An 11250-nucleotide genomic window follows, 5' to 3' on the forward strand; every position below is an offset into this window, starting at 1 on the left:
ACGGCGCCGGACTGCGTCTTCCGTCACAGTCCTCCCGGCCTCGTTCGCCCTGGTTCGCACTCGTTCGGCACAGGTTCGGGACGGCCCTCGTCACACGTCCAGCGGCGTGTCCTCCAGCCACTTGTCGAGGGCCCGGGCGCGGCGGGCGCAGTCGGCGGCGGCGGGCTGGTCGTCGAGTGCGAGGTGGGAGGCGCGCAGCAGGTCCAGGGCGTGGCGTTGGCCGTGGTGGTCGTCCATGTCGCGGCGGATGGCGATCTCGGCGTCGAAGTGCTCGACGGCGCGGGTGTGCTTGCCGAGGGTCTGGGACGCGCAGGCCATGGTGTGCAGCGCGTAGGCCTGCTCGCGGTTGTCGCCGAGCTCGGTGGCGAGCTCCAGCGCGTGGCGTCCGGTCTCGGCCGCGTCGTCGGCGCGGCCGAGGTCGAGGTAGATGTCGGCGAGGTGGGCGAGCGCGGTGCCCTCGCTGTGCCGGTCGCCGACCTCGCCGAGCAGGCGCAGTGCCTCCAGTTCCATCTCCAGGGCTTCTTCGGGCCGGCCGCTGCGGCGCAGGACGGCGGCGAAGGTGTCCATGCCGACGCCCATGCCGTAGGAGTCGCCGGTGTCCTCGCGGATGCGCAGCGCTTGGCGGGCGGCGCGTTCGGCGTCTTCGGGGAGGCCGAGGCGCAGATAGGTGCGGGCGAGGCTGCCCAGGGTGCCGGCCAGGCCGGTCTGGGCGCCGAGGCTGTGCCACAGGTCGAGGGCCTCCAGGCCCAGGACGAAGGCCTCCTGGGGGCGTTCCAGGCGGCGCATGACGACCGAGAGGTGCTCCAGGTCGTTGGCCTCGCCGTGCTGGTCGCCGATCTCGCGGCGGATCTCCAGGGCGCGCAGCAGGTGTTCGCGGGCCTCGCGGTAGCGGCCCAGGCGCCAGTGGACGATGCCGATCTGGGCGAGGGTCTCGGCCTCGCCGTGCCGGTCGCTGATGTCGCGGTGCAGGTGCAGCGCCTGCCCGCAGTAGGTGAACGCCTCGGCGAAGCGGGTGGCGTCGCACATGAGCATGCCGAGGGTGGTGAGCGCGCGCGCCTCGCCGTGCCGGGCGCCCAGGGCACGGTAGGCGCGCAGGGCTTGGTCGGCGTCGCGCTGGGCCAGGTCCCGCAGGCCCAGGGCGGCGTTCATCCGGGCGAGTTCGGTCAGGGCTTGGGCGGCGCCGTGCCGGTCGCCCTGCTCCTGCCGGATGTAGAGGGCCTCCAGGGCGTGCAGCACCGCCTCGTGGACGTTCCCGCGCCGCCGGTGCACCTGCGCCAGCGTCAGCAGCGTCTCCGCGACGCCCGGCCAGTCGCCGATGCGGCGCCGCACGTCCAGCGCCTCGGCCGCGTGGCGCAGCGCGGACTCGTAGTCGCCGAGGCCGAGACCGGCGCGGGCGAGCGTGTCGTGGCTCTTGGCGACGCCGCCCTCGTCGCCGAGCCGCCGGTGGATGGCCAGGGACCCGCGCGCGTGCTGGATCGCGGTCGGGTAGCGGCCGAGCGCGGCGTTGACGTCGGCGAGCGTCGCCAGCGCGGCGGCCTCCCCGTGCCGGTCGGGCGGGTCCACGGCGCGGAAGCCCCGGCGGGCGCCCTCCCCGTACCCGATGGCGGGGACGGACCGGCCGAGCTCGAAGTGCGCCACGGCCAGGTTGTGCAGCATGACGGCCGCCGCCGCCCAGTCCTCCTCGGTCCGGGCGGCGTGCAGCCCAGCCTGGTGGACGGCGATGTTGTCCTCGCTGTAGCGGCGGAACTCCAGGAAGTCGAACAGGGCGTCCACCAGCTCCCAGCACGTGCGGTGCAGGCCGAGGCGCGCCGCCTGGTGGACGGCGGCGACCAGGTTGCGGCGCTCGGCCTCGAACCAGGTGAGCGCGGCCGCCCGCGCGGCGGTGGAGGGCGGTGGCCCGGGCGGCCCGTCCGGTCCCCCCTCCTCCCGGCCTCCCTCGTGGACGGCCGGGCGCCGCCGTCCACCGAGCGCCTCCCCCGCGGCCCACGCCTCGGCGAGGTATCCGGCGAGCAGGCGGCGCTGCGCGGCGAGCAGGTCGCTGTCGTCGTCCTCCCGCAGACCCCGCTCGCGCGCGAAATCGCGCAGCAGATCGTGCATCCGGTAGCGGCCGGGCCCCACGTCCTGGATGAGGTAGGTCTGCCGCAGCCCCTCCAGGCACTCGCGGGCCTCCTCCACCGGACGGTCCTGCAACGCCGCCAGGGCCGACGGCGTGAAGTCGGGCCCCGCGACCAGCCCGAGCCTGCGGAACGCCTCCCGCTGGTCGCGCCGCAGCCCCCGGTAGGCGGCGTCGAAGGTGGGGCTGAGAACGCTGTGCAGTTCGGGCCCGGCGGCGGCGTGGCCCCCGTGCAGGCCCGCGCCCGGCACACCGGTCCGTTCCGGGGGGTGCGGGAGGTCGTCCCCCCACACGAAACCGGTCCGGTACGGGGGGACGGACTGCCCGTCCTGGTCGGCCAGCTCCCGGACGGTCTCGGCGATGGACTCGGCCGGGTTCTCCGCGAGCCGTCCGGCCATGACCGCGAGGGCCAGCGGCAGGTGCCCGCACTCGCGGGCGAGCCGCTCGACGGCGCGCGCCTCGTCCCGCACGCGGGCGTCGGCCGGGCCAAGCACGCCCGCGATCAGGTCGACGGCCTCCTGCGTGACCATCTCGCGCAGCTCCAGCGTCCGCACGTCGGCGCCCTCCAGCAGCGTCGGCAGCCGCCGCCGGCTCGTCACCACCACCAGCCCCGACGCCAGCGCCGCCAGCAGCGGCCTGATCTGCTCGGGCCGCGCCGCGTTGTCCAGGATCAGCAGCATCCGCCGATCGCCCAGCAGCGACCGGCACTGCGCCGCCAACTCCGGCTCGGCGCGAGACAACTGATGGCCGGGGACGCCCGCCGCCCGCAGTACCTGGCCCATCGCCTCGGCGGGGGTGACGGGGCTGCGCGTCGTGCCGCGCAGATCGGCGAACACGATCCCGTCGGGGAACCGGTCGACCACCCGGTGCGCCCAGTGCAGCGCCAGCGTCGTCTTGCCGACCCCCGCCATTCCCTGGACGACGACCGCGCGCGGCCACTCCGACTGCGCGACGAGCATGTCGAGCTTGCGGAGGCTGACGTTCCGCCCGGCGAAGTAGGGGTTGTCCGCCGGGAGGCGCGTCTTCGGCGGGCGTCCGCCGGCGGTCTCACCGGAGTGCTCGCCGGAGGTCTCCAGGCCCACCGGGGCGCGCGCGGCGATCCCGGCGGACAACCCCGCGATCCCCTCGGACTCCTCGCCGGAGGCCGGACCCGCCGGAGGGCGGGCGGCAGGGTGAGCGGCGGGGTGAGCCGCGGGGTCGGCGGTGGCGTCGGCGGCGCCGACCGGCCACTCGTCGCCCCACGGGCTCGCGGCCCGCCGCAGCTTCTCGGTGTCCAGGACGGTCAGCGGGCGCGGCCTGCGGTCGAGGATGCCCTTCTCCCGCCACAGCCGGAACCAGCGCACCAGCGTCTCGCGGGAGATGCCCGACCAGTTGGCCAGCTCGCCCTGGCTGAGCCGCAGCGGGATCTCCGTCCCCCGCGCGGTTCGCTCCCCGAATCGGTGGGCCAGCTCCAGCAGGTGGTAGGCGAGCCGCTGCGGATGGTCGGCCGCCCGGACCGCGTGCCGCCGCCCGCCGTAGGTCACCGCCTCCGCCACCGTGTGCATCATCGCCTCGGCGACCTGCGGGTTGGCCGCCAGCAGGCTCCGAAACTTGCGGCGGTCCACCCGCAGCGCCGCGACATGGTCCAGGACGGCGACAGTGCCGCGCTGCGGGTGCCCCCACGGGCCGAGGACGCCGACCAGGTCCCCCGACCCGTACAGGTCGATGATCGACTCGTCGCCCTCGCTGGAGTCGACGAACTCCTTGGCGATCGCGTTGCTCGCCGCGCGCGGCCCCGGCTTGAACACCACGTACACGGCCGGGGCGATCACTCCCTGGTGGCACAGCATCCCGCCCGGCGGGATGTCGGTGCGCCGCCCCATCGCCCGCAGCGCCTGCCGGTCCGTCGCGGACAGCAGCCCCCAGAAGCTGCCCGGCCGCACGTCGTGGTCGATCACCCCGTCACCCGCCGCCCGTCATCGCCCTCGGCGGCGTCGGCGGCGTCGGCCGCGCCCGGACTGCGCACGGGGTACAGCGCCACGGCGATCGCGGCGATCGCGGCGTCCTGGCCGCACAGCCGGACCGGCGCACAGGACCGCCCGAGGATGTCCTCCGGTGCCTCCCCGCTCCGTCCGGGACGGAATGCCGTTGCCAAAGCGCCACCGTCCTCCCGGATGTTTTCTGATCTTCCACAAACCATCGTGCGCCAGCAAGGGCGGAACTTCCGTCCGCGGGCGCACGATTCGGCTGCGTCCGGTGACGCATTCCACTGAGTGGACCGGGTACCCGTGCCGGTGGGGACCGATGGGGAATGATGGGCGACCGGACCACCCCGCCGGGAGGACGCATGAGCTACACGGGCACGGTCGAGGCGGGCGGCCGCCCCGACGTACGGGAGCTGCCGGGGCTGGCCGTCACCAAAGTGGCGGTGGGGCCCTATGACAACAACGCCTACATCCTGCGCTGCACCGCGACCGGGGAACAGCTCCTCGTCGACGCGGCCAGCGAGGCGCCGCGCCTGCTGGAGCTGCTCGGCGACCGGCCGCTCGCCCGTATCGTCACCACCCACCGCCACCAGGACCACTGGGGCGCGCTCAGCGAGATCGCCCAGGCCACCGGCGCGCCGGTGGTGGCGCACCCCCGCGACGCCGAGGCGCTGCCCGAGCCGGTCACCGAGCCGGTCGAGAACGGCGCCACCGTCCGCGTGGGGCGGGCGCGGCTGGAGGTCATCCACCTGCGCGGGCACACGCCCGGTTCGATCGCGCTGCTGTACGACGCGGACGGCGAGCTCGCCGAGAGCCCGCACCTGTTCACCGGCGACGCCCTGTTCCCCGGCGGCGTCGGCAAGACGTGGGGCGACCCGACCCTGTTCGGCCGGCTGCTGTCGGACGTGGAGGAGCGCGTCTTCGACCGGCTCCCCGACGCCACCTGGTTCTACCCGGGCCACGGGAAGGACTCCACGCTCGGCCGCGAGCGCCCCTCGCTGCCCGAGTGGCGGTCCCGCGGCTGGTAGCCCGCGCCCGACCGGCACCCCACGGCCGGCACCCCACGGCCGGCGCCCCGCACCGCTCGGCCGCGCGGACGGCGGCCTGGGTGGCCCGAGGAACAACCGGTCGGAAGTGTTCGTTTGTCCAACCACACTTCCGCTGACCTCGGGGCCGACTCCAGGAGATCAACCATCCACGAACCCGTCGACGTGGGCCCGGAGCCCGCCCTGCGCTTTCCCGCCGGCTCGCTGGTGCTCGTCGCGGGGCTCCCGGGAGCGGGCAAGAGCACCCTGCTCAACCGGATCTACGGGCTGCGGGGCGACGAGACCGCCCCGGTGGTCGCCGCCGGCGGCGTCCGGGTGATCGACTCGCGGCAGTCCCGCAACTGGTGGGCCCGCTTCCTCGGCCCGCTCCCCCCGAGGCTGCGCACGCCGATCGTCCACGCGACGCACGTGTGGCGCATCGGACGCGCCGTCGTCGGCGGCCACGGCGCCGTCGCCCACACGCGCGGCACCTGGCCGCACATCCTGTACTGCTTCGCCTGGCTGGCGCGGCTGCGCGGCGGGGAGGTCCACCTCGTCCTCCTCGACGTCGACCCCGAGACGGCCCGCGCCGGGCAGGTCGCCCGCGGCCGCGTCGTGACCGGCGCCGCGTTCGCCCGCCACCGCCGCCGCTGGGGGCCGCTCGTCGCCCGAGCACGCGGCGGGACGCTCCGTCCGGCCGCCGGGGTCGTCGTCCTGGACCGCGACTCCGCCGACAAGCTGGAGCACATCCACTTCGGCTGACCGGCCGTTCGGCGGGCGGTGCGCGGTGTCGTGATCCGCGGGACGCGGCTCTATAGGGTCGGGACACCAGACTTCGACGAGAGGCGGCAGCATGGGGCAGCGGGTGCGCGGGGTCGTCGCGCCGGGACGGGGCGAGCCGGTGCGGATCGAGACGGTCACGGTCCCCGATCCCGGGCCGGGCGAGGCGGTCGTCGACGTCCAGGCGTGCGGGGTCTGCCACACCGACCTGCACTACCGCGAGGGCGGCATCAACGACGAGTTCCCGTTCCTGCTGGGGCACGAGGCCGCCGGCGTCGTCGAGTCGGTCGGCGACGGCGTCTCCGAGGTCGCGCCGGGCGACTTCGTCGTCCTGAACTGGCGGGCGGTGTGCGGGCAGTGCCGGGCGTGCGTACGCGGGCGTCCCTGGTACTGCTTCAACACGCACAACGCCGTGCAGAAGATGACGTTGGACGACGGCACCGAACTGTCCCCCGCGCTCGGCATCGGCGCGTTCGCCGACAAGACGCTCGTCGCCGCCGGGCAGTGCACCAAGGTCGACGCCGCCGCGCGTCCGGCGGTGGCCGGGCTGCTGGGCTGCGGCGTCATGGCGGGCCTCGGCGCCGCGATCAACACCGGCGGCGTCGGACGCGGCGACTCGGTGGCGGTCATCGGCTGCGGCGGCGTCGGCTCGGCGGCGGTGCTCGGGGCGCGGCTGGCGGGCGCGGCGCGGATCATCGCGATCGACCTGGACGAGCGCAAGCTCGTGACCGCGCGGGGGCTCGGCGCCACGCACACCGTCCACGCGAAGGACACCGACGTGGTGGCGGCCGTGCGGGAGCTGACCGGCGGGTTCGGCGTGGACGTCGCCATCGACGCGGTCGGCCGTCCGGAGACCTACGAGCAGGCGTTCTACGCGCGCGACCTCGCCGGGACGGTCGTGCTCGTCGGCGTCCCCACCCCGGAGATGAGGCTGGAGCTCCCGCTGCTGGACGTGTTCGGGCGCGGCGGATCGCTCAAGTCGTCCTGGTACGGGGACTGCCTGCCGTCCCGCGACTTCCCCATGCTCATCGACCTCCACCTCCAGGGGCGGCTCGACCTCGACGCGTTCGTGTCCGAGACGATCGCGCTGGACGGTGTGGAAGCCGCGTTCGAGAAGATGCACCACGGCGACGTGCTCCGCTCGGTGGTGGTCCTGTGACGGCGCGCGTCGACCATCTCGTCACCTCCGGGACGTTCTCGCTGGACGGCGGCACCTGGGAGGTCGACAACAACGTCTGGATCGTCGGGGACGACGCGGAGGCCGTCGTCATCGACGCCGCGCACGACGCGGACGCGATCGCGGCGGCGGTGGGCGGGCGGCGGCTCGTGGCGATCGTGTCCACCCACGGCCACGACGACCACATCGACGCGGCGCCCGCGCTGGCGGCGGCCACCGGAGCGCCCGTCCTGCTGCACCCGGACGACCTGATGCTGTGGAGGCAACGGCACCCCGGCACCGAGCCGGACGGCGAGCTGTCCGACGGGCAGGCCGTCACCGTGGCGGGGACGGCGCTGACCGTCCTGCACACGCCGGGGCACAGTCCGGGCGCGGTGTGCCTGCACGCCCCGGCCCTCGGGACCGTCTTCTCCGGCGACACCCTCTTCAGCGGCGGACCGGGCGCCACCGGCCGCTCCTTCTCCGACTTCCCGACGATCATCACCTCGATCCGGGAGCGGCTGCTGACGCTGCCGCCGGACACCGTCGTCCGCACCGGGCACGGCGACTCCACGACGATCGGCGCGGAGGCCCCGCACCTGGAGGAGTGGATCGCCCGAGGCCACTGAGCAAACGGGCCACCGAGCGAGCGGGGCCACTGAGCAAACGGGGCCACCGGGCGAGCGGGGCCACTGAGCGTCCCGGAGCACCGGGCGAACTCGGGACACTGAGGTGTCGGGGGCGCCAGGCGTTCGGGGCCACCGAGCGATCGGGCCGTCCGGGCGCCGCGGGCCGCGATAGGGTCCGCGGTGAGCCGGCGCACGGCGAGCGAGAGGGGTGCGATGCGGCGCAGAGCACCGGTCGCCCTCCCCTACGCGGCGTCGGCGTGCGCGTTACTGCTGGGTGCGGCGTTGGCGGGGTGCGGGGAGAGCGCCGCGGGATCGTCGGGCGCGCTGGACGTGCCGCCCCCGGCGGCCACCCAGGTCCCGGCCGTCCCGGGAACGCCCAGCACCGGAACGCCCAGCGGCAGCGCGCCCGCCGCCGCGCCGACGGCGGAGGCCGGCGTCCCGGAGAAGCGGCCCCTCGGGCGGCCCGGCAAATGGCGCATCACCACCTACTACACGGCCTCGCAGAGCCTGTACCGGGGCAAGGCGAAGGCGGTGCGCGGCTGCCTGAAGTTCCACTGCTCGCACGGGAAGGACCCCCTCGGCTCCTACCCGGAGGACTTCCTCAAGGTGATCCAGACGGAGGGCAGCGGGCACCTCACCTCCGGGCCGCAGAAGGGCCGGTACCTGAACTGGTCGTCCAGCGTCGGGTTCTGGCTGGACGACACGACCCGCGACTCGGCGGGCCGTCCGCTGCGGGCCTGGACGTCGGCGGCGGCCGACCGGTTGGTGCTCGCGCGCGGGCAGCGGTTCGCGATCGTCGGATGCGGGCGGGACGGCAACGGACGTCCCGTCGAGGCGCCGGTGTGCCGGAGGTTCCGCGCGGCGCGCTGGACGGTCACCGACCTGTTCCGCCCGGGCTACGGCGGCGAGTACCACGCCGACGTCTACATCGGCGAGGAGCACGGGACGCGGCTGGCCGACTCGCCGTTCTACACGACGCTGCGGGGCGCCACACTCGCCGGGGTGCGGTGACGCGAACCGCCGTCCGGTCGCGCCCCTCGCCGACCGCGCCTCTCACCGATCATGTCCGGATGGGGTCCAGCAGGCGGTGCGGGGAGAGCAGCGCGACGCTGACCGGGTCGTCCCGGTAGCGCACGCCGGGCACGGCGTGGATCTCGATGTCCTCGACGGGGACGGTGCGGCCGCAGGACGGGCAGGAGCCGTCCGCCGCCACGGTCGTGCCGCAGTCCACGTGGACGAAGGTGCGGTACACCTCGGGCGACAGGTGGTCCTCGGCCCACCGGACGAGGGTGTGCACGACGGGGAACAGCTCCTTGCCCATGTCGGTGAGGACGTAGTCGTGCCCCTCCTTGGCCAGGACGCCGTGCTCCACGAGCAGCTGGAGCCGCCCGGACAGCACCGCGCGGGGGATGTCGAGGCGGGCCAGGAAGTCGCTGAACCGCCGTACGCCGTAGATCGCGTCCCGGATGATCAGCAGCGTCCAGCGCTCGCCCACGACCTCCAGCGCGCGGGCGAGCGAGCAGTCCTGTGCCGCGTAGTCCTTGCCGAGTGCCATGTACGCCACACTACCGCCCGGAAGGTTCATTGACCGAACCAGGCGTGCTACGGTCGCCCCATTGAGTTCAATCACTGAACTGTACCTGGGGAGACCGCATGACGACTCTGGCGACCGCTCGCGCCGGGCAGCGCGCACCGGGCTCCACCGCCGCGCTGGCCGTGCCCGCCGCCGCGACGCTGCTGGCGCTGATGAACTACACCGCGCCGATGGCGACGCTGACGGAGACCGCGCACGGCCTGGCCGCGGGCGGGACGGCCCAGATCTGGCTGATGAGCTCGATCAGCCTCGGCCTCGCGGCGGCGCTGCTGGCCATCGGCAGCCTCGCCGACGACCACGGGCGCCGGCGGGTGTTCGCGGGCGGCGCGGTCGCGCTCGCCGTCTCCAGCGTCGCCTGCGGGTTGGCGCCCAACGCGCTCGTCTTCGTGGCCGGACGGATCGTCCAGGGCGCGGCGAGCGCGGCGCTGCTGGCGACCGGCCTCGGCATCATCGCCGCCACGTTCGAGGCGGGACCGCGCCGCGCGCACGCCACCGGGGTCTGGGGCGCGATGCTCGGGCTCGGCATCGCGCTCGGCCCGATCGCGGCCGCCGCGACGACCTCGGCGGGGAACTGGCGGGTCTGGTACTGGCTCGCCGCCGCCGCGTCGGTGGCCCTGGCCGTGGCGGCCCGGTCGCTGGGCGAGTCCCGCGCCGACCGTCCGCGCGGGCTGGACCTGCCGGGCCTCACCACCATGAGCCTCGGGATCGCGGCGCTGGTCGCGGCGATCACCTGGGGCCGGGTCGGCTGGACGCGTCCGGGCGTCCTCGCGCTGTTCGCGGCGGCGGCCGTGCTGCTGGCCGCGTTCGCCGCGGTCGAGGCGCGGCGCCGGGAGCCGATGCTCGACCTCGGGCTGCTGCGGCACCGGCCGTTCCTGCTGTCGATCTCGGGCGCGCTGATCACCGGGCTCGCGGTGATCGGGGTCATGAGCTACCTCGCGACGATGATGACGCTGGTGCTCGGGCTGTCCACGCTGGCCTCGGCGCTGGTGCTGGCGATCTGGTCCGGGCTGTCGTTCGTCACGGCACTGCAAGCACGGCGGCTGCCCGGACGGCTGCCCGCCGGACGGCTGCTCGGCGCCGGGCTGGCGCTGAGCGCGGTGGGCGAGTTCGCGATGCTCGGGCTCGCCCCGGACTCGCACTGGTGGCGGCTCGTCCCCGGGCTGGTGGTGTCGGGCGCGGGCAGCGGCCTCGCCAACGCGATGCTCGCCCGGGTGGCGGTCGACAGCGTCCCCGCCGACCGCGCCGGCATGGGCTCGGGCGCGAACAACACCGCCCGCTACCTCGGCGCGTCGGTGGGCGTCGCGATCGTCGGCGCGATCGCCACCGGCTCGGGCTCCGCACCGTCCGCACTCGCGCACGGCACGAACATCGCCATGCTCGCCTCGGCAGTCGTCGCCCTACTGGGCGCCGCCCTAGCCGCCACCCTCTCCACCCCCCACTGAGCAGCCCCACGGCCGCCCGCCCAAGAACCACACCCCCGCCCCCGCCGGTCCCGACACGCGTGACATCCAGCCCAAATCGCGTGGCGCGGCGCCCTCTCGGATGACTACCTCTTGAGGAGTATGTGGCGGATCGTCCCGGGGGGTGACGCGGGCGGCGGCCGCGGTTGCCTATAACCGAGTCATGACGATTCCGCGCCCGGCCCGGGATGACCTGAAGGCGGCCATGGCGGCCCGCCGAGAGCTGGGGCCCGACTACGACGAGGCCTTCCTCGACTCCGTCGTGGACCGCATCGAGGAGACGCTGGCCCCCCGCCCGCCTCGCTTCCCGGTGGCGGCCCCCGCGCCGCGCCGCGCGAACCCCAAGTCGCGCGGGGAGGTCGGCGAGCGCGACCACAGCCTTGCGCTCGCGGTGCTCTCGCTGCTGGCCGCGATCCCGCTCAGCGCGATCTCGGTGATCAATGGCGGGCTGCCGGCCCTGATGTTCGTCCTGACGATGATCGTGATACTCAACATCACCTACATGTTCCGGCCCCGCCGCGACTGAACC

The 11250-nt window shown here is 74.9% G+C and carries 10 protein-coding genes; 7 read left to right on the forward strand and 3 right to left on the reverse strand.

The window, feature by feature from the left end; translation table 11 throughout:
- Nucleotides 1–90: 90 nt before the first annotated feature.
- Both K2F47_RS38450 and K2F47_RS38455 read right to left on the reverse strand, forming a co-directional pair.
- The gene (locus tag K2F47_RS38450) at nucleotides 91–4050 is read right to left on the reverse strand and encodes a tetratricopeptide repeat protein (protein WP_242911179.1); all 3960 of its coding nucleotides are present in this window, start codon (nucleotides 4048–4050) and stop codon (nucleotides 91–93) included.
- The gene (locus tag K2F47_RS38455; RefSeq protein WP_242911180.1) at nucleotides 4047–4247 is read right to left on the reverse strand and encodes a hypothetical protein; all 201 of its coding nucleotides are present in this window, start codon (nucleotides 4245–4247) and stop codon (nucleotides 4047–4049) included. The genes K2F47_RS38450 and K2F47_RS38455 overlap by 4 nt, the downstream gene beginning before the upstream one ends.
- 192 nt (nucleotides 4248–4439) lie before the next feature.
- Between K2F47_RS38455 and K2F47_RS38460 the strand changes: the two genes are divergently transcribed.
- The 5 genes from K2F47_RS38460 to K2F47_RS38480 all read left to right on the forward strand — a co-directional run bounded on the left by K2F47_RS38460 (nucleotide 4440) and on the right by K2F47_RS38480 (nucleotide 8678).
- Complete coding sequence (locus tag K2F47_RS38460) at nucleotides 4440–5105, forward strand: MBL fold metallo-hydrolase (protein WP_242911181.1); 666 nt, start codon at nucleotides 4440–4442, stop codon at nucleotides 5103–5105.
- Nucleotides 5106–5288: 183 nt separating this feature from the next.
- Nucleotides 5289–5864, forward strand: a complete 576-nt coding sequence (locus tag K2F47_RS38465; RefSeq protein WP_242911182.1) for an ATP-binding protein — start codon at nucleotides 5289–5291, stop codon at nucleotides 5862–5864.
- A 91-nt stretch (nucleotides 5865–5955) separates the two neighbouring features.
- Nucleotides 5956–7041, forward strand: a complete 1086-nt coding sequence (locus K2F47_RS38470; RefSeq protein WP_242911183.1) for an S-(hydroxymethyl)mycothiol dehydrogenase — start codon at nucleotides 5956–5958, stop codon at nucleotides 7039–7041.
- Entirely contained in the window at nucleotides 7038–7667 is a 630-nt protein-coding gene (locus tag K2F47_RS38475; RefSeq protein WP_242911184.1) for an MBL fold metallo-hydrolase, read from the forward strand. The genes K2F47_RS38470 and K2F47_RS38475 overlap by 4 nt, the downstream gene beginning before the upstream one ends.
- 213 nt (nucleotides 7668–7880) lie before the next feature.
- Complete coding sequence (locus K2F47_RS38480; protein ID WP_242911185.1) at nucleotides 7881–8678, forward strand: hypothetical protein; 798 nt, start codon at nucleotides 7881–7883, stop codon at nucleotides 8676–8678.
- Between the two features lie 49 nt (nucleotides 8679–8727).
- Here K2F47_RS38480 and K2F47_RS38485 read toward each other — a convergent pair whose 3' ends face one another.
- Complete coding sequence (locus K2F47_RS38485) at nucleotides 8728–9222, reverse strand: winged helix-turn-helix transcriptional regulator (RefSeq protein WP_242911186.1); 495 nt, start codon at nucleotides 9220–9222, stop codon at nucleotides 8728–8730.
- A gap of 98 nt (nucleotides 9223–9320) precedes the next feature.
- Here K2F47_RS38485 and K2F47_RS38490 point away from each other — a divergent pair, with 98 nt between their 5' ends.
- Nucleotides 9321–10703: an MFS transporter gene (locus tag K2F47_RS38490; RefSeq protein ID WP_242911187.1), complete on the forward strand. Its 1383-nt coding sequence runs from the start codon at nucleotides 9321–9323 to the stop codon at nucleotides 10701–10703.
- A gap of 181 nt (nucleotides 10704–10884) precedes the next feature.
- Entirely contained in the window at nucleotides 10885–11247 is a 363-nt protein-coding gene (locus tag K2F47_RS38495) for a hypothetical protein (protein WP_242911188.1), read from the forward strand.
- Nucleotides 11248–11250: the final 3 nt, after the last annotated feature.

The sequence above is a fragment of the Actinomadura terrae genome, assembly GCF_022751215.1.
Taxonomy (GTDB): Bacteria; Actinomycetota; Actinomycetes; order Streptosporangiales; family Streptosporangiaceae; genus Spirillospora; species Spirillospora terrae.